The organism is Arthrobacter mangrovi, assembly GCF_026011795.1.
GTDB lineage: Bacteria > Actinomycetota > Actinomycetes > Actinomycetales > Micrococcaceae > Crystallibacter > Crystallibacter mangrovi.
Window position 1 is genome coordinate 107692 of the sequence record NZ_BRVS01000008.1, and the last position, 26129, is coordinate 133820.

Genomic DNA, 26129 nt, shown 5'->3' on the forward strand with positions numbered 1-26129 from the left:
CGGCCCGGCGGCCGATCACGGATTCACGAGCTCCCGGATTGGACGGATACTCAGCGCCGGTCCGCCGGCCGCGGGTCCCTGGGCTGCTCGGGCTCGGCAGGCTCCGGCGGCGGGGCTTGGGACAGGATGGCCGGTTCGCTGACCGCAGAGTCGCAGTCAACCTGCGCGGGGGCGGGCTCTTCCGCCTCTTCCTGCTTCTTGCTGTCCTTTTCGTCCTTGTCCTTCTCGTCCTCGTCCTTCTCGTCCTCGTCGGCCTTCCGGTCTTCGGCCTGTTGGCGGGCCTTCTCCGCGGCGTCGCGGTTGTCGGCCTCGCACTGGTCCAGAGCGTTCTCGTAGCGGTTGCGGGCATTGTCCTGGTTCACGAAGAACAGCGAGCGCTCCGCCAGCTTGGCCTGGTAGGCGTCGTAGGCCACCCAGAAGTCCGCCCAGTCCTCGCCGATCGCGTCCCAGGCCTTATTGACCTTGGCCACATCCGCGGCGTAGTCCTTGTACTCCGCCGCCTCATCCACGTAGCGGTCGTAGGCTTCCCAGTAGTCAAGCACGTCCTGCTGCCACCGGACGGTTCCATCCGCCAGCTTGTCCTTGGCCGCCTGGCGGCGTTTGGCGTTAGCCTGTTCCGCGGCCTGGGCGTCGAAAACCACCGGGCTCATTCCGGTGAAGGCCCAGCCGCAGCCCGGCCCGGTCTTGTCCTCGGCGAGCACGGCGACGTCGGCCTGCGTCACGGGATCCTCGTCCGGGCTGGCAGGCGTCTTCGGAACCTCCATCCGGTCCGGCATGGGCGGCCAGACCGGGTAAACCGGCTCGGCGGCCGGTCGGGCGCGCTGGATCTTGATCTTGGGACCCGGCAGGCCGACGGCTTCCGCCTCCGCGTCCTCCGACAGCCGGGGAAGCGGAAGGTCCCGCACGGAGACCTTCTGCTCGACGGTGTAGGGCTTGTATCCCTCGGTCGACCAGGGCGAACGGCGGGCATCGCCTGCTGTGGACTGCTGATCGGCGCAGACCCCTTCCAGCCGGTCCGCGAGGTGCCGGTCGAATTCCCGCGCGGCCTCGGAGAGCGGGGCTCCTTCCGCTCCGGAAATGAACACCAGCACGTCGCCGCGGCGGAAGGCCACCACCTGCGCGGAGTTGAATCCTTCGTAGGTCAGGACCCGGTGCGCCTCAACCCCGGGCTTCTTGCCGTCGAAGGCCCTGGACCGGACTGCGACGCTTCCCCCGGCGCACGAGTCCGCATCGTCGATCAAGGCATCCATGACCTCGGCGCCCAGACCCGCGGAGTAAGCCGTGGCCACGACTTGGATCCGCTGGCGGTCGACGCTGAACAGGCGCGACATCGCCACCGCCGGAGCGGTCCCTTCGGGCGGGCAGGAGAACGGCAGGGGCTGCGTGGCCGCACGCTGGACGCTGCCGCCGGTCTTCCAGCCCTTGGGCGCCTTCTCCAGTGCTCCGGCCAGCGACTCCTCGGCCGGGACATCCCGGATCTTGGCCGCCACCGGTTCCGGCGCCTTCTCCACGGCCGTCGCCTGCTCCGTCGGCTCCGGCTCGGAGCCGACCAAAGGGGCGCCGGCCAGGTGCAGGGCGAACAGGCCGGTTCCGGTCACCAGTGACAGGCTCAAGGCTCCGGCGGCGAGCGCCATGCCGGGGCGCTTCTCGAAGACTGACATAGCGGATCTCCCCTATCCCTTGTCCGGTACGGTGATCGCGGTGTCGCTGCCGTCGCTCAGCGTGATCGACACTTCCTGGCGGTACCGCAGCGATCCCCCGGCGCGCGGGGTCTGCGCCACGACCACGCCCGGCGGCTGGAGCGGATTGGGTTTGGCGGTTTCCTCGTTTACCACCGGCGTCAGGTTGTTCCGCAGCAGCACGGTGATAGCCTCATCCACCCTCATGCCCCGGACATCGGGAATGGACTTCTCGGTCTGCATCCCGAGGCCGACGGAGGCTGCGTCCGGAAGCGGCTCCGCGGACCTTCCCTTCAAGGCACCTTCCATGGTCGCTTTCCAGACCGGACCGGCCACCTCCGAGCCCGTCAGGTCGTAGTAGGTGGTGTCGTAGGCATCGACCTTGTCGAGCGGGTACTGCCCGCCGCCCCGGGGGTCCCCGAGCCAGACCGCGGTGGAGAGCTGAGGCGTGAGGCCCACGATCCAGTTGGCCGAAAAATCGTTGGTCGTGCCAGTCTTGGCGCCGGCCTCGCGGCCCTTGAGCTTGCCCAGGCCGCTGAGGGTGCCGCCGGACTTGAACGGTTCCTTCAGCGCGTCCGCCACGGTATCCGCCACGCCCGGATCGATCCCCTGGTGGCAGTCGGTGTCCGGAACCGGGAGTTCCTCGCCGTTGTCGGTGCGGACGGCCTTGGTGATGGTCACGGGATTGCACACGACACCGCCGCTGACGAAGGAGGCGTAGGCATTGGCCATTTCCAGCGGCGACACTTCATAGGCGCCCAGGGCCAGCGATGCCTCGTGGCCGCTCAGGCTTTCCGTCGGAATCGAGGTGATGCCCAGCGTCTCGGCGAACTTGGCCACGTCGATCACCCCGGTCCGCTCGATCAGTTTGACGAAGTAGACGTTGACGGATTTCCGGATGGCCTCGTAGGCGTCGATGTTGCCGTAGTTGATGAAACCGTAGTTGTGGAATCCCTCCGCCGGGTCATCGAGCGCCGGCGAATAGTACGGACCGCTGGAGTTGTAGCGCTGCGACGCCGGGACGCCCTCGCTCAGTGCCGCCCCGAGCACGATCGGCTTCATGGAGGACCCCACCTGGAACTCGCTCTTGGCGTAGACGACCTGCGTCTTGCCTTTGCCTTGGCCCCAGCCGCGGTTCTGCGTCACCGCGGCGATGTGCCCGGTTCCGGGTTCGACGACGGCCACACCCAGCGCGGCGCGGTTCTTGTCCCCCAGCGCCTTGGTGACTGCCTTGCGCCCTGCATCCATCGCTTGGCGGTCAAGTCCGGTCGTCAGGACCATGCCGCCGCGGGAGAGCCGGTCCGCCCGCTCCTCGGGCGTGGCACCGAATGCACGGTTCTCCAGGATCTCTTCGCGCACCAGTTCGCAGTAGAAGGGGTACTCCGAATCGCCGCAGCTCGAAGGCACCGATCCCCGCTCAAGTTCCAGCGGAGCCTTCCGAGCGGCATCCGCCTCGGCGGCCGTGATGGTGCCGTTCTTCTCCAGCACGCCCAGCACCGTGTTGCGGCGCGACGTCGCCGCCTCGGGATGCAGGAACGGGTCGTAGACGCCCGGTCCTTTGAGCATTCCCACCAGCAGCGCGGACTGCTGGAGGTTCAGCTTGGCCGCGGTGGTGTTGAAGTAGATGCGGGCGGCGGCTTCGACCCCGTAGGCACGGTTGCCGAAATAGACGGCATTGATGTACATCTTCAGGATCTCGTCCTTGCTGAGCGTCTGCTCAAGATGCACGGCGTATTTCGATTCACGGATTTTGGCGTTGTAGGTGTCTCCCGTGGCGACCGACTGCTCGGCCTCGTCCCGGGCATTGTTGACCATGATGTTCTGGACCAGCTGCTGGGTCAGCGTCGACGCGCCCTGCGTGTTGCTGGAGACCGCGTTGTTGACCAAGGCTCGGGTCACGCCGTAAGGGTCGACGCCATGGTGCTCGTAGAAGCGCACGTCCTCGGTGCCGACGAGAGTGTCGCGGAACGTCCGGGAAACGCTTTTCAGTTCGACATCAATGCGGTTCTCGCTGTAGAAGCGGGCGAACTCCTTGCCCTTGTTATCGAGCAGCACGGTGTGCTGCGGGAGGGAACGATCCAGCGGGACGTCGGACGGCAGCTCTTCCCAGAGATTCACCAAGGTGTTCGCCCCGGCGGCCACCGCCACGGCACCCGGAGCCACGAGCGTCCCCACACTCAGGGCCACGACCGCCACGGCACCGGCCCACACCGCCACACGGCGCCGCCATGTGCGATCCGGCTCCGCGTAGCCGGCCTGGGCGGACTCCATGAGTTCACCCAGGCTCGTCGAAGCCGTTTTCTTTCGCCCCATTCGGTTCTCCTGACAACTCAGAACGCCCCTTGGTACCAGCCACTCCAATGTGTCACCGGCTATCGGTATGTACAGAGTACGTGCAGTCCCACGGTCCTCAAGGGAACCAGTGGAGTGTTGCTGTCACATGACTAAAGAAGTCTCCGAAGAGCGCCTTGGGGAAACCCGGGACACGCCCGGGCAAAGAAAAGATCCCCGGATCCTGCATCGATGTGCGGGATCCGGGGATCTTCAGGCCCGTGGCAGATGAGGGATTCGAACCCCCGTAGGCAGTGCCAGCTGATTTACAGTCAGCCCCCTTTGGCCGCTCGGGTAATCTGCCGGGCGTCTTCAGCGAAGACCGCTTCCGTAAGTGGAAGCAAGACAACTTTACAGAAGATCTGCCGAAGAACGAAATCGGGTGGGTACGGGTCGTATTTCCGGCACGGGAGGCGCCTTCCGATGCCACCGCAGCGGTGCCCTATAGCCCGGCGCTGATCCGCGATTCGATCTGGGCGACGAAGTGCTTCGCCTGGGCCGGGGTGACCAGGCCCCAGGCGACCGCTTGGTCCATCTCGGCCCGTACTTCATCAAGGCGCTGGCTGGCGCTCGGCTCCCCCGCTTTCGCCGCACCCCTTGCCTCGGGCTGGCGCCGCTCCAGCAGGTTCAATTCCCGGCGGAGGTAGTTTGCTGCCCCCGCCGCCGCGGCCTCGGAGTGTACTGTCTCGAAGGCCGGAACGGCCGCCGTGGCCGGAGACGACCCCAAGACACCGAATGCCGTCACCGCGGCCGCAGTGAGGAATGACCCCGCCGCTGCTCGTATAGATCGGACAAGGTACCGCCGGCGGCTCCCCATGCAACGTGCTCCTTCGATAGTTTGGTCGTTCAAACAACGTCCTCAGTCTTTCCGGAAAGCTTGGACAAGTTCTGGCTGCTTGCTGAAGACAAGCTGGGAAGGGGGAACCGCCTTCGCGGCTACGGGACGAAGTAGGCTAGGCGCAGAGCACATCACCCTGACCAAGAGGAGGCAACATGGCCGGCGAATCATCGTTCGACGTCGTCAGCAAGGTCGACAAGCAGGAAATCGCCAACGCCCTGAATCAGGCGCAGAAGGAACTGGCGCAGCGCTATGACTTCAAGGGAGTCGGCGCGGAAGTCGATTTCAGCGGCGAGAAGATCCTGATGAAGGCCAATTCCGAGGAACGCGTGAAGGCAGTCCTTGACGTACTGCAGTCCAAGCTCGTCAAGCGCGGCATTTCCTTGAAGTCCCTCGACGCGGGCGAACCGTTCGCTTCCGGCAAGGAATACCGGATCGAAGCCGGGATCAAGGAAGGCATCGCCCAGGACCAGGCCAAGAAGATCAACAAGATCATCCGTGACGAAGGCCCCAAGGGCGTCAAATCGCAGATCCAGGGCGACGAGCTGCGCGTCAGCTCAAAGTCGCGGGACGACCTCCAGGAAGTCATCACGCTGCTGAAGTCCTCCGACCTGGACGTCGACCTCCAGTTCATCAACTACCGCTAGGCAGGGAGGGAACCGGGCGAATGCCCGGCCTCGCGCGCGAAACGGATTGCCAGGGGCCGTAGCTTGGAAACCGAAGCTACGGCCCTTGGGCATTCCAAGCCAGGCCCAAGCTTTGAAGGCCACACTGGGGGCAATGTAAACGCCACTACTACCTCCAGGAGCACGCCATGCTGTGTGACCGATGCGGATCCCACGCCTACGTCCATGTAGTCCTCGACACCGGCGGCATGCTGTCCTGGTGCGCGCATCACTACCGCGAGCACGAACAAGCCCTGTTCGCCTACGCCATCAGCATCCAGGACGAACGGCATCTGCTCGACGCTTAGCCCCGTCCACCTCAGGCGGCGGCGAACAGCCCGGCGTCCAGCCGGCCGAGCACGTCGGATCCGTCCGTGTAGTTGAAGCCGCGGCGAAGCATCCGGACGCCGCCGTTCCTCGACGGATGCGCCAGGGCTACGTGCTAATCTGCGGGGACCAGCGGGCCGTCGCTGCCCTTGAGCGTAAAGTCCGGCTCAGTGGCTTCCTTTGCCGGTTTATAACGCGTCCGCGGACGTCATACGCCCGTGTGGGCGGCCGCCCTGCCGGTGGCGGTCCTACCGGCCGCTGCCCGGTTCCACGACCCCGGCCGCGGAATCGCCGGCCGGCCCGTCCGCCAGCGTATCCTCGACAGCCGGACCGCCGACGGCCTCACCCATCCACGTCACGGCTTCCCAGGTGCTGCCCGATCCCTCGAGCACCACGACGCCGGTGTTGCTGAGGATGTTGCGGGCCGCAAACTCCGCATCGAGGTTCTTCGCGCGGGCGCCTGCCCAACTGCGGATCATCGCCCCGTGGCTGAAGAGCGCCACCGTGCCCAGCCCCTCGGCCTCCGCCTCGGCGACCACGTCGTCGAACCGGCCGAACGTTTCAAAGCCGTCCGGCCCGCCGGGCATCCTCCGGTCCAGCTCTCCGGCAGTCCAGGCGAAGACGGTGCGCAGATAGACGGCGATCGACTCGCCGTCGCCAAGCATCTCGTACTCCCCGGCCGAGATCTCCCGCAGGCCGTCGCGGATTCCGACATCCAAGCGCGTGGACCCGGCCAGCGGCGATGCCGTCAGCTGCGTCCTGATCGCCGTCGAGGCATACAGTGCCTCGATCGGTTCCTCCGCCAGGGCCGACGGCAGCGCACGGGCCTGTTCATGGCCCAGCCGGGTCAGTTCGGGCCCGGGAACGGCGGTGTCCAGCAGCCCCTTGATATTGGACGGCGTCTGGCCGTGGCGGATCAGCAGCAGCCTCATGCGCCTGCCCCGTCAGGAGCCGAGCGGACGGCCGGCCATCCGCTCCAGCCGCGCCACCCGGTCATCCATCGGCGGATGGGTGCTGAACAGCTTGCCGACCCCGCCGCCCTTGAAGGGGTTGGCGATCATCAGGTGGCTGGTATTGACGAGCTTCTGGTCTTGCGGCAGCGGGGCCGCCTGGGTACCCAGCTGCAGCTTACGCAGCGCCGAGGCCAGGGCCAGCGGATCCTCGGTCAGCTTGGCGCCGTCCTCGTCGGCGTCGTACTCCCGGGTCCGGCTGATCGACATCTGGACCAGCGCGGCGGCGATCGGCGCGAGCAGCGACATCGCCAGCAGGGCGATCGGGTTCGCATTGCGGTCCCTGCCGCCGAAGAACAACATGAACTGGGCGACCGAGGTGATCACGCCGGCGACGGCGGCGGCAACCGAGGATGTCAGGATGTCGCGGTTGTAGACGTGCATCAGCTCGTGGCCGAGGACGCCGCGCAGCTCGCGTTCGGTGAGCAGCCGCAGGATTCCCTCGGTGCAGCAGACCGCGGCGTTCTGCGGGTTCCGCCCGGTGGCGAACGCGTTGGGGGCCTGCGTCGGCGAAACATAGAGCCGCGGCATCGGCTGGTTGGCGCGCGCGGACAGCTCGCGGACGATCCGGTACATCTCGGGCGCCTGCTGCTCCGTCACGGGGTAGGCATGCATCGCCCGGATCGCCAGCTTGTCGCTGTTCCAGTAGCTGTAGGCCGTCGTCCCCAAGCCGATCAGCGCCATGATCCAGATCCAGCTGCTGCTGCCCGTGCCGCTGGCCAGCAGGCCGCCGATCCCGAGCAGGATGGCGAACAGCACGCCGAACAGGACGGCGGTCTTCAAACCGTTGAAATGATGGTGCACCGCTTCAAGTCTCCTTCTGCGAACGACCGGCCGGCCGCCGTCGTACTGGCCGCCCCCGCGATGGGACCGGACACTTCCTATAACGCGCTGGCTTGGCCTGCTGTTCCATCACGGTTCGGGATGGCGGTCATCGTAGCCGGCAAACCGCGGCTGCCAGCGGTGCAGCAGCCAGACGGCCAGCACGCAGGCCAGGCCGCCCGCGAGCGCTGCCATCCCCTCGCCGAGCCACTGGCCATTGCCGCCGGCCACCGCGTCGCCCAGCCGCGGGCCGCCCGCGACCACCACGATGAAGATCCCCTGGAGCCGCCCGCGCATGGCGTCCGGTGTCGCGGATTGCAGAATGGTGTTGCGGAAGACTCCGCTGACCGTGTCCGCCGCGCCGGCGGCCATCAGCGCGGCCGCCGCGGGCAGCAGCCAGGGGCTAACGGTTCCGTCCAGGGGCGGACCATCGTTCCGGGCCAGTACGACGACGGCGCCAAAGACTGCGACGGCGGTTCCCCACAGTGCCACGCACCACAGCACGGCCAGGCCCTGCCGGCGCACCTGGCCCAGCGGGCCGGAAAACAGCGCAGCCAGGAAGGCACCGGCGGCAACCGCGGCGAGCAGGACGCCCGCTGTCGCCTCCCCTCCCCCGAGCACGACGGCGCCGATGGCCGGCATCAGCGCACGGGGCTGGGCCAGCACCATTGCGGCCAGGTCCACCAGGAACGTCATCCGGATGTTCGGCCTGGTGCGCAGGAACTGCAGGCCCTCCAGGACCGACCGGATGCCTGCCCTGTGCACGTCGCCCTCCGGGGGCAGCGGCGGCAGGCGGAACAGCGCCCACATGGCCGCGGTGAACGTAATGACGTCGATGGTGTAGGTCCAGCCGAAGCCCACGTTGGCCACGAGGACGCCGGCGAGCAGCGGGCCCAGCGTCATGCCCAAACCGAAGGTCATCATGTTCAGGGCATTGGCTGCCGGCAGCAGCTGCCGCTTGACCAGCCGCGGGATGATCGCGTTGCGGGCCGGCTGGTTGACGCCGGCGGCTGCGGAGTGGATGGCGATGAGCACATACAGCAGCCAGACCTGTCCCAGCCCGAACCACGCATGGAGGGCGAAGAGGCCGGCACAGACCCAGAGCACCAGCCCCGAATACAGTGCCACTTTGCGGCGGTCGTAGGCGTCCACGATGGCCCCGCCGTACAGCCCGGCGAGCACCAGCGGGACCAGCCCGACGATGCCGATCGCGCCGACCGCCAGCGTGGAGCGGGTGAGGTCGTAGACTTCCAGGCTGACCGCGACCAACGTCAGCTGGGCGCCGACCGAAGACAGCGAGGTGCCGGTCCATAGCCGGCGGAAATCCGGGCTCTTCTTCAGCGGCGTGGTGTCGGCCAGGAGTCTCGGCATGAGCAGATTCTAGTTTGCTCAGGCACCTTTCCTTGGCAGCCGGTCCCTGATGATCTGCAGCGGGCGAGGATCGGCGATGACACGGAAATGGCCGTACTTCTCCAGCACGATGTTCTCGGCATCGGCCAGATGGCTGCCGCCCGGAATATGGGGATCGAACTTACTGAAGACCGAGGTGATGCGGCTATGGGCCGCCCGCTTCCTGGCCAGTGCAAGCAGGGCGGGATTCCGGGGAGCGAAGGCCCGGATGCTCGGATCCAGGAAGAACCTGGCGTAGTGCGAACCCGAGAAGGGCGTATTGACCGCGACCATGTGGCGGATCCGGCCCGCCGATGCGGGCAGAGTCATCAGGAGCTTGCCGATCAGCCCGCCCTTGCTGTGCGCCACAATGGTCACGTTCGAGATCTCGGCTGCCTCCAGGTAGGCAGTGACCAGGGCGGCCATCTTGGCCACCGTTCCACGGTTGTACCCGAGAGTCCGAACAACGTGGACCGGGTGGCCGTCTGCATGCAGCGCGTCAGCGATCGGCTTGAGGAACTGCCAGTTTTCGTAGACCCCCGGCAGCAGCAGTACGGGAGCATCCTTACGCTCTCCGGCCTCAAGATACGGCAATGGATCATGCCGGACCAGGAAGCCGTGGATCTGCCGGTGGGCCACATAGGCGTAGTCCAGCACCCAGCCCCATGTCCGGCCGGCGACTGCCCGCAGCGCGGTCCTCAATGTGCTCAACATGCCCGCTCCGCCACCTCCCGGCAGTAGGCCGCTACCGTTTCCGGACGGCTGAACATCAGCGCATGGGGCTCGCCCTCGATCTCGACGAGGCGGCCCCTCGGCGCAGCCGCGGCCAGCTCTGCCGCCCAATCACGCGGCACGATCGGATCGCGTCCTCCGCGGAGAATCAGTGTAGGGACTTGGATAATGGGCATAACGTCCTCGAGATGGTGCCGCAGCAGCTCCTGCAGGGTTCGGAAGTACCAGCGCGGGCCGGACCGGAAATAGTCGCTCAGGACGATCCACACCAAGTGCGGAGACTCGCGGAGAGCGTCCTGGGCGAGCCGGAGGGCCTGCAACCGTCCGCTGCGTTCATGCCGGTTTGCTGATGGGCTGAGCAGCACCAGGGCCTGCGCCGGCGAGGGGCAGGAGACCGCCATTTCTGCAACGATCTGTGCGCCCATTGAGTGCCCGATCAGCACCGCTGAATCCACGCCGATCCGGGATAGGGCCTCGCGGACCAATGCTGCGAACTGCGCAATGGCCACCTGTCGCTGCGGAGAACGGACCGCTCCGAACCCAGGCAGTTCCACTGCATGTACGGTTCCTATTTTAGCAAGCGCTTCGGCCAGGGGACCGAAGTAGCGCGGCGATACCCCTATGCCGGGCACGAGCACGTAGGACTGGGCCCCTTGTCCCCGGGTCGTGATCCTCAACTCGCAGCCGCAGATATCGATGCTCAGCTGCCGCGTCTTATCCATCTCGTCGGCTCCGCTCTCCGTGAGGGAAATGGTAGTCCAAAGCGCCACCGCCCGCCCAAGCCCAGGAGGGTCCGGGACACCGCTGCCTTCTCCTGCGGGATCATGACGAGGCCCAAAACTTTTTCTGGACCCAGTCCAGAAAACCTGACATGATCGTGGCATGGTCGACATGAGGAAGCCGGAGGAGCTGCTGCGCGGAGCGATGCTGCGCGTGACGCGTCCTCGTACTGCAGTGCTGGAAGCAGTACGCGCACACCCTCATGCCGACGCCGACACCATCACCGGGGTGGTGCGGGACGAGCTCGGCACGGTATCCAAGCAGGCCGTGTACGACGTCCTCGCCGCACTGACCGACGCCAGGCTGGTGCGCCGGATCGAACCTTCGGGTTCGCCGGCGCGCTATGAGGCCAGGGTCGGCGACAACCATCACCACGTGGTGTGCCGGATTTGCGGCGCGATCGAAGATGTCGATTGCGCCGTGGGTGCAGCGCCGTGCCTTTCGGCGGCCGATGACCACGGTTTCGCGATTGACGAGGCCGAGGTCACATACTGGGGCACATGCCCGGCCTGCGCCGCCAAGCAGGACCGTCATATGGAAGATCCGACAAGGAGCAAAAGATAGATGGCTGACAACACCAAGCCGCTGACAACCGTTGCGGGCGCACCCGTAGCGGACAACCAGGACAGCTTGACCGCCGGGCCGCGCGGTCCCATGCTGCTCCAGGACGTCTGGTTCCTGGAGAAGATGGCGCACTTCGACCGTGAGGTCATTCCCGAGCGCCGCATGCATGCTAAGGGGTCCGGTGCCTTCGGTACCTTTACGGTTACCCACGACATCACGAAGTACAGCTCCGCGAAGATCTTCTCCGAGGTCGGCAAGAAGACCGAGATGTTCGCCCGCTTCTCCACCGTTGCCGGCGAGCGCGGCGCCGCCGACGCCGAGCGCGACATCCGCGGCTTCGCACTGCGCTTTTACACCGAAGAGGGCAACTGGGACGTGGTCGGCAACAACACGCCGGTCTTCTTCTTCCGCGATCCGCTGAAGTTCCCGGACCTCAACCATGCGGTCAAGCGCGACCCGCGCACCAACCTGCGCAGCGCCGAGAACAACTGGGACTTCTGGACCAACCTGCCCGAGGCCCTGCACCAGGTCACCATCGTCATGTCGGACCGCGGTATTCCCGCGAGCTACCGCCACATGCACGGCTTCGGCTCGCACACCTACAGCTTCATCAACGACGCCGGTGAGCGCTTCTGGGTGAAGTTCCACTTCCGCACCCAGCAGGGCATCAAGAACCTCAGCGATGCCGAGGCCGCCAAGCTGGTCGGCGAGGACCGCGAGTCGCACCAGCGCGACCTCTTCGACTCCATCGAACAGGGCGACTTCCCCAAGTGGACCCTCTTCGTGCAGGTCATGCCGGAAGCCGAGGCGGAGACCTACAAGTACCACCCGTTCGACCTCACCAAGGTCTGGTCCAAGAAGGACTACCCGCTCATCGAGGTCGGCGAGTTCGAACTCAACCGCAACCCGGAGAACTACTTCGCCGACGTCGAGCAGGCTGCCTTCACTCCGGCCAACGTGGTCCCGGGCATCAGCTTCTCGCCCGACCGCATGCTGCAGGGCCGCCTGTTCTCCTACGGTGACGCCGCCCGCTACCGCCTGGGCGTCAACCACCACCAGATTCCGGTGAACTACCCGCGCGGCGCCAAGCTCGTCAACTCCTTCCACCGCGACGGAGCCATGCGGGTCGACGGCAACCAGGGCGGGACCCCGGGCATCAACCCGAACTCCTACGGCCGCTGGGAGGAACAGCCGGCCTACCGCGACCCGGCCCAGGCCGTGGGTGCCGTGGCCGACCGGTTCAACTACCGCGAGGACGACGCCAACTACTTCGAGCAGCCGGGCATCCTCTTCCGCGAGAAGATGACCGAGGAGCAGCGGCAGGTCCTGTTCGAGAACACCGCCCGTGCGATCGACGGAGCCTCCCAGGCGACCATCGAGCGGCACATCGCCAACTGCACGCAGGCCGACCCGGCCTACGGCGAAGGCGTGCGCAAGGCGATCGAGGCCCTCCAGGCCGGCAAGATCTCCCCGGTCGACGTGAACACCGACTCCGCCTAATCCTTCCGAGGCGCGACTGCCCGGGACCAGCCGACACGGCCGGTCCCGGGCAGTTTTTTGTAGAGGGTCAGTCGGTGGCGGCCCATGTGGCTTGGCCGCCGGCCGGAGCCTTCCCTACTGGCTGAGGAGATGCTCCCGGCCGAACATCCTGGCCGCCTCCCGAGCGCTCGGGGTACCGGCGTCCACGTCCGCCCCCGCCGCGAGCAGCCTGGACACTACGGCGTCCTCGCCCTTGAACAGGGCTCCGGCGATCGGGGACTGGTCGCGGGCATTGCGGATATCGGGGTCCGCCCCGCGCCCCAGCAGCATCGCGACGGTCTCCTCCTGTCCGTGGTAGGCGGCCAGCATCAGCAGAGTGTTTCGGCTCTCGTCCGCCACGTCGACCGGAAGGCCGTGGTCGAGGAACTCGGCCAGCTCGGCACTCTTACCTTCCCGCGCCAGGTCCATGGCGAGTTCGATGATCCTCAGGGTCTGTTCAGCATTCAACGGCTCATTGTTGGTCACGTCTCCAGCGTAGGCGAAGCCCCTCGGCGCCGGCGCCATACCCTCCGGAGCTCGAAGGCACTACGGCTGCGGATGGTCCCCGTGTTCCTTCCGCAGCCGCACCCGCTCTTCGTGTTCCCGGCGGTGCTGTTCGTGTTCCAGCCGATGATGTTCCTCCCGCTCGTATTCGAGCGGGATCAGCTCCGGATGGTTCAGCCGCGAATGCTGCCGCCCGTACAGCAAGTAGATGGCCAGGCCGATAGCCAGCCAGACGGCGAAACGCACCCACGTGAGCGTGGTCAGGTTCAGCATCAGCCAGAAACAGAGAGCCGCCGAGAGGATGGGGATAACGGGCGACAGCGGAACCCGGAAAGCGCGCGGCAGGTCCGGCCGCGTCTTCCGCAGCACGACGATGCCGATGCTCACCAGCACGAAGGCGGAGAGGGTACCGATGTTGATCATCTCTTCGAGGACGTCCACGTTGGTAAAACCGGCCACGAGCGCGACCAGTGCGCCGGCCACGATCTGGACGCGGGCCGGCGTCCGCCGGCGTTCGGTGGTGTGGCTGAGCCATCGCGGCAGCAGCCCGTCCCGGCTCATGGCGAAAACGACCCGGGCCAGACCGAGCAGGAGCACCATGATGACCGTGGTCAAGCCGATCAGGATGCCGATCGAAATGACCTGCGCCGCCCAGTCCGCGCCGACATTGATGAACGCGGTGGCCAGGGACGCCTCGTCAGCGGCCGCCAGGTCTTTGTAGGAGACCATGCCCGTCAGGGCCAGCGTCACCAGGATGTAGAGCACGGTCACGATCGCCAGGCCGCCGAAGATGCCGCGGGGCAGGGTCTTCTGCGGGTTCCGTACCTCTTCGGCGCTGGTGGCAACGACGTCGAACCCGATGAAGGCGAAGAACACCAGGGCCGCGCCGGCCAGGATCCCCAGTACCCCGTACTGCTGCGGCTCGGCGCCGCTGAGGAAGGAGAACAGCGACTGGGTCCACACGCTTCCCCCGGTTCCGGACGTGGGCATCGGTTCCGGCACGAACGGGGTGTAGTTTTCCGCGCGCACATACAGGAAGCCGACCACGATCACGAACAGGACAATCGCCACCTTAATCAGGGTGAAGACGTTGTTTACCCGGGCCGACAGTTCGGTGCCGAGGACCAGCAAGGTCGTGAAGATGGCAACGATCAGCAGCGGGCCCCAGGTCAGCTCGAGGCCGAAGAAGCTCACGGTGGTGGGAACGTTGATGTCGAAGAGATGGAAGACATTGCTGAGGTAGATGCCCCAGTATTTGGCGATGACGGCGCCGGCCGTGAACAGCTCAAGGATCAGGTCCCAGCCGATGATCCAGGCGAGCAGTTCGCCGAGGGTCGCGTAGGTATAGGTGTAGGCGCTGCCGGCGACAGGAATGGCGGAGGCGAACTCGGCGTAGCACATGATTGCCAGGAAGCAGGTGATCGCCGCCAGCACGAAGGACAAGGTCACGGCCGGACCGGCGTAGCTGCCGGCGGCCTTCGCGCCGACGGAGAAGATGCCCGCCCCAACGGCCACCGCCACGCCCAGGATCATCAGGTCGAAGGTGCTCAGCGTGCGTTTAAGCTGATGCCCCGGCTCATCCGTGTCCGCAATGGACTGCTCAATCGACTTGGTCCGGAAGAGGCTCATAGGTCAAGTTTCCTCGCGAAGCCCCTCCTTGAATACCTTTTTTCCGCCTATTCCCCGGACCGGCGGCTGCCGCCCATGGAGCCCGTCGGCGTGTCCCGGTTCGCGGTTACGGAAAACTCCAAGATGCGCCCCCATACTGGTACAAGGAACCGGAGCGTCAGGCCGGTCCAACCGGAAACGGTTCCACGTTCAACCAAGGGGCGGGTCAAGTGGACACCAAGCGGTCGCTGCTGCAATGGTGCAGCGCGAAACTATGGGGAAGGCCGGGCATTGTTCCGGCTGCACGGGATGTTCCGGCGCGCCGGAATATCCTTGTGGAGGACAATTCGGACAGACTCATCACCAGCCTGCGCACGGCTTATCCGGGTGCCCGGATCAGCAGCGTCGGAGGATACAAGGTCCGCCTCGAACTCCCCAGCGGGGACGTGCTGAGCTTCTACGTCAACACCTGATCCGGCCCGGCCGCGAACAACCGGGCCGGATCGGTCAGGCCCGGGAGATCCTGACCATGTCCTCGCGCGGCACGACCTTGACCCGCTCGCGCTTAACCTCGGGTTCGCCGTCGTCCGTTGCGACGTACGCGGCACCCAGCTGGCGCTCATGCTCGTCCAGCTTTAGCCAGCCCTCCCACGTGGTGTATTCGACGCCCCGCTCCTCGAGCAGCGTGATGATCGCGTCTTCACCCGGATTCTTGGCCGCGGGCAGGTCCAGCCGGTCCTCGAGCAGGAATCCGATGGTCTCCAGGGCATCGCCCTTGGTGTGGCCGATCAGGCCGACCGGGCCGCGCTTGATCCACCCGGTGGCGTAGATGCCGGGGACCGGCTTGCCGTCGGTGTCGATGACGCGGCCACCCTCGTTCGGGATCACGCCGCGGCGCTCGTCGAAGCCCACTTCCGGAAGCTCCGAGCCGAAGTAGCCGATGGCCCGGTAGACGGCCTGGACCGGATACTCGACGAATTCGCCGGTGCCGCGCACGTTGCCCGTGCCGTCCAGCTCGTTGCGCTCGAACTTGATGCCTGCCACCTTGCCGGCACCGTCGGCGGTTCCCTCGATGATCTCCACCGGAGTGTGCAGGAAGTGCAGGTGAAGCCGGCGGGAGGCACCGGTGTCCTGCTCCTCCACCAGCCAGTTGGTCAGCGTGTTGACCATGGTCTTCGTCTGGTTGTTGGAACGGATCTGCTCGTCCGAGCCCTCGTCGAAGTCGAAGTCCTCCGGGTAGAGCACGATGTCCACGTCGCGCGAATGGGACAGTTCGCGCAGCTCCAGCGGCGTGAACTTCACCTGCGCCGGGCCGCGGCGGCCGAACACGTGCACATCCGTGACCGGGGAATTCTTCAGTCCGCGGTAGACATTCTCGGGGATTTCCGTGGTGAGCAGGTCCTCGGCGTGCTTGGAGAGGACGCGTGCGACGTCGAGGGCAACGTTTCCGTTTCCGATCACCGCGATTTCCTTCGCCTCGAGCGGCCACTCGCGGGAGACGTCGGGGTGTCCGTCGTACCAGGACACGAAGTCCGCGGCGCCGAAGGAGCCCTCAAGGTTGATGCCCGGAATGTCCAGGGCGGCGTCTTTGATAGCGCCGGTCGCGAAGATGATCGCGTCGTAGAAGTCCCGGAAGTCCTTCAGCGTCAGGTCCCGGCCGTAGTTGACGTTGCCAAGGAAGCGGATGTCGCCGCGGTCCAGCACCTTGTGCAGCGCGGTGACGATTCCCTTGATGCGGGGATGGTCCGGGGCCACGCCGTAGCGGATCAGGCCGTAGGGCGCCGGGTACTGGTCGAACAAGTCGATGCTGACCTCGAAGTCGCGCTCGGCCTTGGTCAGGATGTCGGCAGCGTACACGCCTGCAGGGCCGGCTCCGATGATGGCCACCCGCAGGGGGCGCTGGCGGTCTGCGGCTGGATTAGACACTGATCGTCCTTCTTTCGGGGAAACCTGCTGCTCAATAGAGCACAGTTTCCTATTCTAAATGGCGCCGCGGCCTGCGTCCTAAAGCAGTGGCCGACGCCTCACGGCCTGCCTGGTTGCCCAGTCACCATCCGGCTTTGCGAAGCGCAGCGGCGAGATCGCGGTGCCGGACGAGCCGGAAATCCGTGAGCTCGGCAGCGGGCACGATTGCTTCGACGCTGTCCCGTTCAGCCTGGCCGTGCCAGTGCCCCGACCGGTCGAGCAGGCCCACCAATCGTCCGCCGCTTAGCGATCTACCATCCGGCTCGCCAGCCCACCCGGTCGCCCGCCCATCGGCACCGATGCGCATGAGGCCGAATTCGTAGCCGTGCCATTGAGCCTTGACGATGAACTCCTCGTAGGCCTCGAGCTCGGCAAACGGCACGGTGCGTGTGAAGCGCCGGCCCGCAGGGGAGCTTTCCGCGTTCTCCTCCCATCCCGGCCCGGGCGCCTCGGCGCCTTCATGGGACAACAGCATCAGCTTCTCGTCATCGCTGTAGGTCCGGGCCTCGTACCAACCGCCCCGCCACAGCGCCCATTTGCCCGGGTACGGCACACCATAGGGTGAATCAACCACGCAGTCTCTTTTCCATCCGGCCCGGCTCCGTCAACGGGCGAACTGCGTCGGACGCAGCTGCACTTCCCTCACATCGGCGACTTCTGCCCGTGTTGCCGTGGCCCAGTACACGCCGGCGTCGGACTTGTGCAGGCCTGCTGCCTCCGCAGCGGCAGCATCGTGGCCAAGGTAATGGAGCTTGAAAATGTCCTGCCCCTGGTCGTCCCGCCCGAGACCCGTAATCCGGAAGTCCAAGCCGCGGAAGCTGGCCGTCCAAACCCCCTCGAACACGTCCGTGACTTCCCCGATATCGACCTTCTTCCGCCATAGACCGCGCGCGGTTTCGGTCCACGGCTCCCGGAACTCGTCCTCGTCCAGGTCACCGTCCTCAGGCTCCTCGTCATCGGGCTGGGCAAAGGCGCACAGCACCACGGCCCCGCCGTCGTCCACAATGTCGGCGATGTACGGGTTGAAGTCCCATACAGCGACAGTGCCGAGCACGTCCTGCGGCGCCAGCATCTCGAACGTACCCGGACCACCCCATTCAACCGGGACCCACCCTGAAGCGGCATCGGGGTACACGCCGAGTAGCGTCTCGGCGCCCTGTCCGGTGATCCGCCACAGCTCCGCTCCGGCCGGCACCCGCACAGGGTCCAGGTAGTAGAGCGGCACCGGCACGCCGCCATCCCAGCTGGCGAACCCGGTCCCGGTGAAGGGCGGATGATCCCGAATCTCAGGGGCCACCGCATCATGGCAGAATTCCCGGGCCGGTGCCGGGAACCGCAGGACGTCGACGTATTCGGGGTCGGCCGGGAACGGCGAACCAGCGAAGCCGAGACCGTGCACCATATGCAGTTGCGCGGGCGCCAGACCGGCGACCTGGGCAGCCGGAACCGCGTATCCTGCCAGTAGGTCCGCCGACCGTCCGAGGAACTGCTCCAGATCGAAGGCATGAACGGCCTTCTGCAAAATCGTTACCACACGTTCCCTTTCCTGCCCGGCGATGGCCGGCATGCGCCTTCATTCCATTCCGGAATGCCATTCCCCGCCGGATTCGTTTGCCGGCCGGGCCGGCTAGAGCCCGGCGTCTGCCTTCATCCAGTCCGGAATGTTCTCCGGCGAACGGGGAAACCGTTCCAGTTCCTCCCCGTACAGGCCGGGCTCCACTTCCATTCCCCATGCCGGCGGCTCGTCGTAGTTGTAGTCGGCGTCCGCGCTGCCGTCCGCGCTGATGGAGATCCTTACACTGAGCCATGTTCCGGTGTCCGGACGGTACATGGCCTCCTTGAGCTCCTCGAAGAGATCGATAACCTCTTCCGGAGGATCCGGCCAGGTCGTTTCCCCTCCGGCCACGACATCGACCGACGCAGATCCGAAGCCCGCGGCTTCGGCGTTCCAGATTTCGATCCGATCCCATCCCGGTTCCTGGCCAGCCACGACGAGGGCAACGATGCGGCTAACGATCTCTTGAGCAGCGATGCTGCCGTCCAGAAATGACACGGCTATCCTTCCTGCCTAAACCCGATTGGTCAGGCGGAGCACTTTGGGCTTGGCCCCGTCGATACTGTACCGAACTGTGTATCGGTGCGGCACTTTCGATTCGCCCCGGAACAGGTTGCGCACATCGAATTCTATGGAAGTACCCGGATTCGCCCGCAGGAGCGCCTCCAGTTCACGCTCCACCCGGAAGAACGACGCTATGCCCGTTCGTCCGCCGTTCAGGATCTTGCTCATCGGCGTGTAGTTCAGCCACTCCCGGATGCCTCCGAAGGCCCTGCCCAGCCCGTGGCCGCCTTCGTACTTGGCCTGGTGCTGGTACTCCGAGTACGGGCGCTTCGTGCCGTTCTCGTCAAGGCGTATGTCCTTCCCGCCGTTGAGCTCCGCGTTACCGATGTGGCCGACTTCGGTCTGGTTCACCCGGTGCCGGCCGCCGTCTGCCAGCGAGAGTGCGTCGACGTGGGTATGGACCGTCCTGCCCAGGTCGTCGGTCTTGACGACCATGTAGTCGTTGACATGGTAGGTGGCATTCGGAAGCGGGTTCTGCAGGTCGGGATTCAGCCGGCCGAACCGCTTCGTGGAGGTCTCGACCAGGACGACCTTGCCGTCGCCGTCCGTGTAGAACTTTCCGCGGCCGCTGACGTCGTAGAGCGTGTTGGGTTCCAGGTCGGTCCGTGCGCTGAAGATTTCCGTCTTCCGCAGGCCCTCGACCGGAACCTCGCGGACGATCTCGGGCCGTGCGGCGTCAATGAGCTGCTGGCCGGCACTGGGACCCGGAGTAGGTGTGCTTGGCGTGGAAGGGCCGGTACCGCCGTCGAACTCCGCCACGCGGTCCCAAATCTTGCCGTTGTAGACCCCCGTGAGCGTCTCTTTGCCCGAGCCGTTGATCTCCCACATCTCGGCACCCTTTTGGTACTGCACCGCGCCGATGTCCCGGTGGGTGGCCTCTTCCGGGATCAGGTCGCCGTTCGAGGATGTGCTGCTGGTGAAACCGTGTCCGGTGTTCGGGCTCGCGTCCCGGTGGGGCGATGGAGTGCTGTAGTCGTCCGGGGCATCCGGCCGGGCATGCGGGGCATCCGGGCCGTGCAGGGCGTCCATCATGCGCCCATCGGGCACCCGAACGTTTCCGATGGAGTCGGCCGTCCCCTGGAACCTGACCGCGTAGACCGGCAGCGAATTATCGGGCCGGTACGGCGTGTTGTCGTAGTCCAGCCGGAGGCCGTCGTGGATGTCTGCCGGCGTCCGAAGCCCGGCGGTGTGCTCCGCCCGCGAGATGTAGCCCATCGCGCCGCCCCGGTACGGGTTCGACGCATCGAAGAGGGCATCGGCGCTGCCGCGGTCCATGACCTTCTGGAACACCGTCGAGGTATCCGGTGCCGGGATGGAACGGCGGATGTCGTGGAGCGCGGCGGCATCTTCCGGCGAGAGTTCTTCGACCTGGCGTCCGACGACGTCGCGGAGCCAGTCCTCGTCCTTGCCGCTGCGTTCCAGCGCCTCGCGGACGTCGTCCCAGGCGTCGGCCTGGCGCAGGTTGGACAGGTTCGTGGTCACCTTGTGCTCGGTGCCGTCCGGGAACCGCACGATGCTCGGGTTGCCGTCGGCATCGCGGATCAATTCGCCCGCGGCGGGTCTTCCCGAGGTATCGGTTCCGGGAACAGAGCCAGCCTGGCCGTCCGCCGGGGCACCGCGGCCTGCCGGAGCCTCCGCCTCCGGAGTAGCGGCGGCCGGAGTGCGGTTGTCCCCCGAATCCGGCACGTTGGAGGCGGCATCCGTATCCGCGGCCGGGCCGCTGGGCTCCCGGGCGGGTGCATCCGCGTCGGCGTGGCCGGCCGGGCCGCGGTTGGGGCCGGAGGGGCCTTCGGTATCGAAGCGGGTGATGAGGTTGTCGATCCGGGTGCTGACCGGACCCGGGCCGTGGCCCGCGCTGACGCCGGCGTAGGCGGGACGCGGACCGGACAGCGTGTTGCCGACGTCGTTAAGGAAGTTGTCCACGCGGACCGCGGCGGGTGCCATCCGGCCGAGGGTTACGCGGGCGCTGTCGGTGGCGAAGTTGATGGTGTTGACCTTGAGCGCAGACCCGAGGTCCAGGACCTTGGTCGTCAGGCCGGCCATGCGGGAGAGGCCGCTGACGTTGACCACCGAGCCGATCTTGCTGCCGGTCTGGCCGATGCGGGTGACGGCGGAGGCGACCGAGCCGGTCTTGGCGACGGCACCGCCGCCGGCGGTGAGCAGGATGGATGCCAAGTCGAAGGTGGTGGCACCGGCGGCATACGCCGGGTCCCGCTTCCAGTCGTCCCAGTGGATGGCGGCCTTGCCGACGGCCACCAGCCGCTCCCCCGCCCCATCGGCGATGCGGCCGTTGCCGGTGGCACGCAGGGCGACCTGGGCCACCGGGGAAGTCACGATGGCCACGTCCAGCGCGAGCTGTCCGATCCCCTTCCAGGTCGCCGAGAACGTGTCCATGTCCGTGAAGTTGACCATGTTCCACAGGCCGGTCACGGTGCCGGTGATGCCGCTCCAAACGCCCTTGCCGAACGAGACGACCCCGTCCCATGCGTCCCGGTACCAGGGTTTGTCCCATTCGGTCGGCTCGCCCCAGGGGATGTGGCCCTCGGCGGTGGCGGCGTCGAGCTGCTCCGAGGTGTAGCCGTAGGCGACCTGGTTGGCGCCGGGGCCGTCCTCGGTGGTCACCACGTAGGAAGGACCGCCGAACAGGCCGGAGATGGCGCTCGCGCAGGCGCGTTCGGCGGCCATGTGGTCCTCGACCAGGACGTTGGCGTCCTTCAGGATCTGGTTGTCGTCATTGACCAGGTCCTCGTTCTTGCGCCAGTCGTCGCCCTCGTCGGCGATGCGCGCCCGCACCGAGAGCCAGTCGCTGTACAGGGCGTCGTAGCGCCGCTTGGCTTCGCGCGCCCACTCGGCATAGGTATCGATGGCGTCCGCGACTGAATTCGAGTCCTCCAGCACCGTGTCCGCCTCGGTGAGGACCCGGTTGAACGCCGAATGGACCTGCCAGTCCCCCGGTCCCTTATAGGCAGTGGCCGTGCCCTGCCAGATGCTGTGCGATTCCGAAGCCGCGGACTGGATGCCCTCAGCCTTGGTCCGGAGCTTGCCCGCGTGCTGTTCGAGCACCTCGGCATCCGGCAGCGGGGGAAACTCAGACGGGTTCCAGCCCATGGGTCTTTACCTTCTTCTTCGTCTCAAGCTCAGGGGGTCTTCGGCGGTGCGTCGGCTACTGCATTTGCGGCTGCCGGCCGCGGGGAGGGGCCCCGGACGGCGCCGGCTCCGGGATGTATTCGTCGTTGGCCTTGTCCTGGGCGGCACGGACCGACTGGGCCATGGTGGAATCCCCGGCGACGATGGCGTTCACGGCCTCGGTCGTCGAATTAAGGGCCTGCGCGCTGCGGCCCTGGACCTGCGTCATGGCGGCCTGCAGCTTCTCCTCGGACAGGCTGACAAGGGCCTCCCCGACAATCTGCGACTTGGACGCCTGGATCAGGGAGGAGACCTCCGCTCCGTAGTCCTCGAACAGCTGCGTGTACTTCTCCACCTGCGACTGCACCCTGGTCAGGATGCTGTTCAGGGAGCCGGTATCGAGATCCCAATCCGCTGCCATCTTTACCTCCGGTCGTGACGGGGGCGGCTTCCGGGCCGCCCCCGGGGGTGCTTGCTAGCCGATGTTCTGCACGGCGGCGCGGGCACGGGCGCCGGTGTTGGCAGCGGTCTGGTCGTTCTGCTCCATGGTGCTGCGGACGAGGCGGATAATCTCCTTGACCTCGCCGGCTGCGTTCTTCCAGCGGTTTTCCACGTGCTGGTACTCCTCGGAGACGCCGTCGGCCTGGTAGTCGGACATGGCGGCGGCAACGGCCTTCTCCCGGTCGGCGATGAGGCTCTCGAGGCGGCCGACGATGGACTGGATTTCGCCCTGGACCTGGGCGGAGACGTTGGTGTCGTACGTGAGGCGATCCTGGGACATTGCTGTTCCTTTCAGAAGGCGGCGGTGCTCTTGGCCCGCCTGCAAAGCATGGGTGGAAGAGGTGCAGACAGCAGGGTCAGCGCGAGGAGCCGAAGTTGGCCGCGTCGAAGTTGGCGGAGCCCTGTGCCTGCGCGGCGTTGTCAGCGGACTCCTGGTCGCCGGTGTGGAAGGCGGTATCCATCTCGCTCTGGCCGGTCAGGATCGCGGCGAGGGCACCGTTGAGGTTATTGGCGATCTCGTCGGCCCGGGACTTGAACTCGTCGAACTTCACACGGGCCTGGCCGTTGAACTTGCCCTCCAGCGGAGCGACTGCGTCGACGAGGTTGCGGACCAGCTGGCCCAGGTCCTCATTGGATCCGCCGGTCTGCGAAGTCAGCTGCGACAGGGTCTGGGATCCCATATCGAATTTCATTGTTACCACCTTTGCGGGCGCACTGGCGCTCTAGTTTCGGTCTGGTTTATCGTTTCCAGAAGCTGCCCGCAGTTTGCCCTTCATCAAGCGGAGGGTCTGGGGCTGTCGGCCTCTTCAATGAAACCGCAAGCGCCCAAATGTCTGCAAGGAAGGGCGATGGGGAGAACTACCCACCCGGCCCGCCGCGGCCCGATTGTGTCGGCCGGAGGTGACATGATGGAAAGCGCCGGCCCTCCTTGCCGCCGGCGAAACCTTTCCACATGCTGAATCAGCGACCAACGAGGAGTCCTGGGTGGCCAACGATTACGACAACCAGCTCATCGAGTCCGTCGTCGTCCGGCGCAACCGCATCACCTCCGCACTGCTGTACGGGGACAACCCGCATCAGCGCCGGTGGGTGGACAGCGTCAGGCTCTTCCTGTTCAGCATCGCCCTGGCCGCCCTGATCGCCGCTATCTGTGTCGGCTATTCCTTTATCAGCAATCTGCTGGCGCAGCAGCGCGCGGAACAGCAGCAGCGCCAGTCCGCGGCCGTAGAACTGCAGCAATCCACTGGACCCGGGGCCGAGCCCCTCGAAATCATTCCGGGAGCCTGACCGCAATGCCCCTTGCCTTCACCCGCGTCACGCTGATCGGCGATAGCCGTCATCTGGACCTGCTGCTCCCCTCCGAAGAGCCCGTCGGGACGCTCATGCCGCAGATCCTGGACATGCTGGCGGACTCCCCGCGGGACAATGTCGCCGCAAAGCTCCTGGTCCAGGCCTCCGGCGAACCGCTGGCGGAACAGCAGAGCCTGGCGGACCACGGGGTCACCGACGGCAGCAAGCTCACCCTGTTCAGCGCGTCCGACGCTCCTCCGCCCGCCGTGGTCTACGACGTCACGGACACCGTCGTGGAACAGACCGAGGCCGTGGCCGGCCGCTGGGACGAGCGCTGCCGCCACGCGGCCGCCGGCGTCTTCGCGGCAGCGGGCAGCTGGGCGGCGCTGGAGATCATGCTGGCCAGCTTTGCGGCGCCGCACGCCTGGTGGATCCTGCTGGCCCTCGCCGTCGTGCTGCTGGGCGCGTCCACGGGCTTCGGTGCCCGGCCCCGTCGAAGCATCGGCCTGACCCTGGCCGGGACCGGCTGGCTGTTCGGGCTGGGCACAGTGCTGCACCTGCCCGCGACGGCTGAGGTCAAGGTGCTGGTCCTGGCGGGCTTGTCCGCGGCTGCCTTGGCCGCCATCGGAATGGTGCTGGGACGCTCCCGGGCACTCTTCGGCGCGGCCGGAACCCTGGTTGCGCTGACCGCGGTCTGGGCAGCCAGCGGGCTCGCCGGCACTGCCCCGCGCACGGCCGCGATTGCCGGCATCCTGAGCATTGTCGGGCTGGGCCTGCTGCCCAAAACCGCCCTCTCCCTCTCCGGCCTGGCGACGCTGGATGACCAGCGTTCCCAGGGCCGCTCCATCCGCAGGACGGATGCGCTGGCCGCCATCGATGACGCACACCGCACCCTCGCCGTCGGAACCGTGCTCGTGGCGCTCTCGCTCGCCGCGGCGATGTGGCTCCTGGGCACGGACGCGGCGGACCCGGTCTGGACCCTGCCGCTGCTGGCGGCGCTGGTCCTCGCCACCGCGCTGCGCGCACGGTCCTTCCCCCTGGCCGTCGAGCGGCTGGCCCTCTACGCGGCCGCCTCGCTGGGCGTCGCCGCCCTGGCGCTGTCCGCGGCCCGGTACATGGCGGGCTCCGAATGGCTGGTGGGCCTGCTCCTGCTGGCGACCGCGCTGATCATCGGCTCGGCCCTCGCGCTGCGACTACCGGCACATTCGGCTGCAAGGCTCCGGTTGGCCGGCAACCGCCTCGAAACCATCGCCATCCTCGCCACCGTGCCGCTGGTGCTGGGGCTTTTCGGCCTCTTTGCCCAGCTGCTCGCCAGCTTCCCGTGACCGCGATGCGCTCCGCCCGCCCCGTCCCACTCCGTCCGGAAGGATGCCCTCAGTGACCTACGATCCGTGGAGCCCGCAGCCCGGCCCGCAGACCCGGCGCCAGGCCCAGGCCCTCGCCGCGGCGGACGGCGGCGGTTTCGAATCCGCCTCGGAGGCGTCCCGCCGCCGGCTGCGCACGCGCCCCGGCATGCCTGCCGGCCGCCGGTTCCTGCGCCAGCTCAGCGGCCTCTTCCGTTCCGACGACTACTCGCAGCGGCTGATCGCGGCGGCAGCCGGGGTGCAGGACCCGGTCTCCACGGGCCGCAGGATCGCGGTCATCAGTTCGCGCGGCGGGTCCGGCAAGACAACGACGACGGCGGTCCTCGCCTCGGTCTTCGCGTCCATGCGGCAGGATGCCGTGGCGGCCGTGGACAATGACCCGGGCCTCGGCTCGCTCCCCCTTCGCCTGGGCCTCGATTCCGCTCCGTCCCTCGACCTGCTGGCCTCCGCCGTCGCTCAGAAGGCGCCGGAGACGCGCGATGAGCTTGCCGCCCGGATGGCCGCGGCGGACGGGAACCTCTTCGCGACCGGGGCACGGCTGTGGCATCCCCGGGCGGATGCGCAGGCGCTGGACCGCGCGGTGACCAGCCTCAGCCGCTTCTTCCCCATCACCCTGCTGGACTCCCCGACCGGGATCAGCCATCCGGACGCAGTCTGGGCGGTCAAGGCGGCGCACGCGGTACTGCTGGTGGTTCCGGCGACCGTCGCGGGAAGACAGGACGCGCTCGTCTACCACCAGGCGTGGCAGCAGGACCCGGCCACCCGCGAGGTCCCGCTGCTGGCCGTGGTAACCGGCACGGATGCCGGCGCCCCGCTGGACCCGGTACGCGAGGCCGTCCGGCTCAGCCGCGACGGGCTCGACGCCATGACCCTGCCCTACGACCGGCACCTGGCCGCCGGCGTGGAGATCGACCTGGCCCTGCTCGCGCCGCAGACCCGGCTGGACGCGACGGCGCTGGCCTCGCGGGTGCTGCTGGCTGCCAACGGGAACCGCTGA

At 66.9% G+C, this 26129-nt stretch carries 26 protein-coding genes, 1 tRNA gene and 1 pseudogene; 8 read left to right on the forward strand and 20 right to left on the reverse strand.

From position 1 onward, the window contains the following. Positions 1-50: 50 nt before the first annotated feature. The 4 genes from AHIS1636_RS10010 to AHIS1636_RS10025 all read right to left on the reverse strand — a co-directional run bounded on the left by AHIS1636_RS10010 (position 51) and on the right by AHIS1636_RS10025 (position 4755). Positions 51-1661, reverse strand: coding sequence for a hypothetical protein (locus tag AHIS1636_RS10010; protein ID WP_264795678.1), 1611 nt, complete (start codon positions 1659-1661; stop codon positions 51-53). Between the two features lie 12 nt (positions 1662-1673). Continuing rightward, complete coding sequence (locus AHIS1636_RS10015) at positions 1674-3992, reverse strand: penicillin-binding protein (RefSeq protein ID WP_264795679.1); 2319 nt, start codon at positions 3990-3992, stop codon at positions 1674-1676. Positions 3993-4232: 240 nt separating this feature from the next. Further along, positions 4233-4314: transfer RNA gene (locus AHIS1636_RS10020), tRNA-Tyr, on the reverse strand. A gap of 138 nt (positions 4315-4452) precedes the next feature. Then, positions 4453-4755, reverse strand: a complete 303-nt coding sequence (locus AHIS1636_RS10025; protein ID WP_264795680.1) for a hypothetical protein — start codon at positions 4753-4755, stop codon at positions 4453-4455. A 248-nt stretch (positions 4756-5003) separates the two neighbouring features. Between AHIS1636_RS10025 and AHIS1636_RS10030 the strand changes: the two genes are divergently transcribed. Beyond that, a complete protein-coding gene (locus AHIS1636_RS10030) occupies positions 5004-5495 on the forward strand; it encodes a YajQ family cyclic di-GMP-binding protein (RefSeq protein WP_264795681.1) in 492 nt (163 codons plus the stop codon). A gap of 167 nt (positions 5496-5662) precedes the next feature. Further along, positions 5663-5821 (forward strand): DUF7455 domain-containing protein, encoded by a 159-nt coding sequence (locus AHIS1636_RS10035; protein WP_264795682.1) that lies wholly within the window; start codon positions 5663-5665, stop codon positions 5819-5821. 14 nt (positions 5822-5835) lie between these two features. Here the strand turns inward: AHIS1636_RS10035 and AHIS1636_RS10040 are convergent. The 6 genes and pseudogenes from AHIS1636_RS10040 to AHIS1636_RS10065 all read right to left on the reverse strand — a co-directional run. Then, positions 5836-6018: pseudogene (locus AHIS1636_RS10040) on the reverse strand (deferrochelatase/peroxidase EfeB); the annotation flags it as partial. A 70-nt stretch (positions 6019-6088) separates the two neighbouring features. Continuing rightward, positions 6089-6772 carry a histidine phosphatase family protein gene (locus AHIS1636_RS10045; RefSeq protein ID WP_264795683.1) on the reverse strand — a complete coding sequence of 228 codons (684 nt, stop codon included), beginning with the start codon at positions 6770-6772 and terminating at the stop codon, positions 6089-6091. 12 nt (positions 6773-6784) lie between these two features. Beyond that, positions 6785-7654: a zinc metalloprotease HtpX gene (gene htpX, locus AHIS1636_RS10050; RefSeq protein WP_264795684.1), complete on the reverse strand. Its 870-nt coding sequence runs from the start codon at positions 7652-7654 to the stop codon at positions 6785-6787. Positions 7655-7762: 108 nt separating this feature from the next. After that, complete coding sequence (locus AHIS1636_RS10055) at positions 7763-9043, reverse strand: MFS transporter (RefSeq protein ID WP_264795685.1); 1281 nt, start codon at positions 9041-9043, stop codon at positions 7763-7765. 18 nt (positions 9044-9061) lie between these two features. Continuing rightward, entirely contained in the window at positions 9062-9775 is a 714-nt protein-coding gene (locus AHIS1636_RS10060) for an esterase/lipase family protein (RefSeq protein WP_264795686.1), read from the reverse strand. Further along, entirely contained in the window at positions 9769-10515 is a 747-nt protein-coding gene (locus tag AHIS1636_RS10065) for an alpha/beta fold hydrolase (RefSeq protein WP_264795687.1), read from the reverse strand. Before AHIS1636_RS10065 ends, AHIS1636_RS10060 begins: the two co-directional genes overlap by 7 nt. A 160-nt stretch (positions 10516-10675) precedes the next feature. Here AHIS1636_RS10065 and AHIS1636_RS10070 point away from each other — a divergent pair, with 160 nt between their 5' ends. Beyond that, a complete protein-coding gene (locus tag AHIS1636_RS10070) occupies positions 10676-11137 on the forward strand; it encodes a Fur family transcriptional regulator (protein ID WP_264795688.1) in 462 nt (153 codons plus the stop codon). After that, positions 11138-12637 carry a catalase gene (locus tag AHIS1636_RS10075; RefSeq protein ID WP_264795689.1) on the forward strand — a complete coding sequence of 500 codons (1500 nt, stop codon included), beginning with the start codon at positions 11138-11140 and terminating at the stop codon, positions 12635-12637. 114 nt (positions 12638-12751) lie between these two features. On the opposite strand, the gene AHIS1636_RS10080 is transcribed toward AHIS1636_RS10075, so the two are convergent. Both AHIS1636_RS10080 and AHIS1636_RS10085 read right to left on the reverse strand, forming a co-directional pair. Continuing rightward, positions 12752-13084: an ankyrin repeat domain-containing protein gene (locus tag AHIS1636_RS10080; RefSeq protein WP_264795906.1), complete on the reverse strand. Its 333-nt coding sequence runs from the start codon at positions 13082-13084 to the stop codon at positions 12752-12754. Positions 13085-13201: 117 nt separating this feature from the next. Further along, positions 13202-14788 carry an amino acid permease gene (locus AHIS1636_RS10085; protein WP_264795690.1) on the reverse strand — a complete coding sequence of 529 codons (1587 nt, stop codon included), beginning with the start codon at positions 14786-14788 and terminating at the stop codon, positions 13202-13204. A 314-nt stretch (positions 14789-15102) separates the two neighbouring features. Between AHIS1636_RS10085 and AHIS1636_RS10090 the strand changes: the two genes are divergently transcribed. Beyond that, entirely contained in the window at positions 15103-15240 is a 138-nt protein-coding gene (locus AHIS1636_RS10090; RefSeq protein ID WP_264795691.1) for a hypothetical protein, read from the forward strand. A 34-nt stretch (positions 15241-15274) separates the two neighbouring features. On the opposite strand, the gene AHIS1636_RS10095 is transcribed toward AHIS1636_RS10090, so the two are convergent. From AHIS1636_RS10095 to AHIS1636_RS10130, 8 genes are all read right to left on the reverse strand, one after another. Then, complete coding sequence (locus AHIS1636_RS10095; protein WP_264795692.1) at positions 15275-16693, reverse strand: FAD-dependent oxidoreductase; 1419 nt, start codon at positions 16691-16693, stop codon at positions 15275-15277. Positions 16694-16814: 121 nt separating this feature from the next. Then, positions 16815-17306 carry a hypothetical protein gene (locus AHIS1636_RS10100; RefSeq protein ID WP_264795693.1) on the reverse strand — a complete coding sequence of 164 codons (492 nt, stop codon included), beginning with the start codon at positions 17304-17306 and terminating at the stop codon, positions 16815-16817. 30 nt (positions 17307-17336) lie between these two features. Then, positions 17337-18266, reverse strand: coding sequence for a hypothetical protein (locus AHIS1636_RS10105; protein WP_264795694.1), 930 nt, complete (start codon positions 18264-18266; stop codon positions 17337-17339). Positions 18267-18359: 93 nt separating this feature from the next. Further along, positions 18360-18785, reverse strand: a complete 426-nt coding sequence (locus AHIS1636_RS10110) for a hypothetical protein (RefSeq protein WP_264795695.1) — start codon at positions 18783-18785, stop codon at positions 18360-18362. Between the two features lie 15 nt (positions 18786-18800). Further along, the gene (locus AHIS1636_RS10115) at positions 18801-21959 is read right to left on the reverse strand and encodes a DNA/RNA non-specific endonuclease (protein ID WP_264795696.1); all 3159 of its coding nucleotides are present in this window, start codon (positions 21957-21959) and stop codon (positions 18801-18803) included. 55 nt (positions 21960-22014) lie between these two features. Then, positions 22015-22398, reverse strand: a complete 384-nt coding sequence (locus AHIS1636_RS10120; protein WP_264795697.1) for a DUF6507 family protein — start codon at positions 22396-22398, stop codon at positions 22015-22017. Positions 22399-22452: 54 nt separating this feature from the next. Next, positions 22453-22758 carry a pore-forming ESAT-6 family protein gene (locus tag AHIS1636_RS10125; RefSeq protein WP_262105890.1) on the reverse strand — a complete coding sequence of 102 codons (306 nt, stop codon included), beginning with the start codon at positions 22756-22758 and terminating at the stop codon, positions 22453-22455. A 76-nt stretch (positions 22759-22834) separates the two neighbouring features. Further along, positions 22835-23170 carry a hypothetical protein gene (locus AHIS1636_RS10130; protein WP_262105891.1) on the reverse strand — a complete coding sequence of 112 codons (336 nt, stop codon included), beginning with the start codon at positions 23168-23170 and terminating at the stop codon, positions 22835-22837. Positions 23171-23462: 292 nt separating this feature from the next. On the opposite strand from AHIS1636_RS10130, the gene AHIS1636_RS10135 reads away from it, so the two are divergent. From AHIS1636_RS10135 to AHIS1636_RS10145, 3 genes are read left to right on the forward strand one after another with little or no spacing between them, the layout of a single operon-like run. Then, complete coding sequence (locus AHIS1636_RS10135) at positions 23463-23765, forward strand: hypothetical protein (protein WP_264795698.1); 303 nt, start codon at positions 23463-23465, stop codon at positions 23763-23765. A gap of 5 nt (positions 23766-23770) precedes the next feature. Further along, positions 23771-25093 carry a type VII secretion integral membrane protein EccD gene (gene eccD / locus AHIS1636_RS10140; RefSeq protein WP_264795699.1) on the forward strand — a complete coding sequence of 441 codons (1323 nt, stop codon included), beginning with the start codon at positions 23771-23773 and terminating at the stop codon, positions 25091-25093. A 52-nt stretch (positions 25094-25145) separates the two neighbouring features. Further along, positions 25146-26129, forward strand: a complete 984-nt coding sequence (locus AHIS1636_RS10145; protein WP_264795700.1) for a MinD/ParA family ATP-binding protein — start codon at positions 25146-25148, stop codon at positions 26127-26129.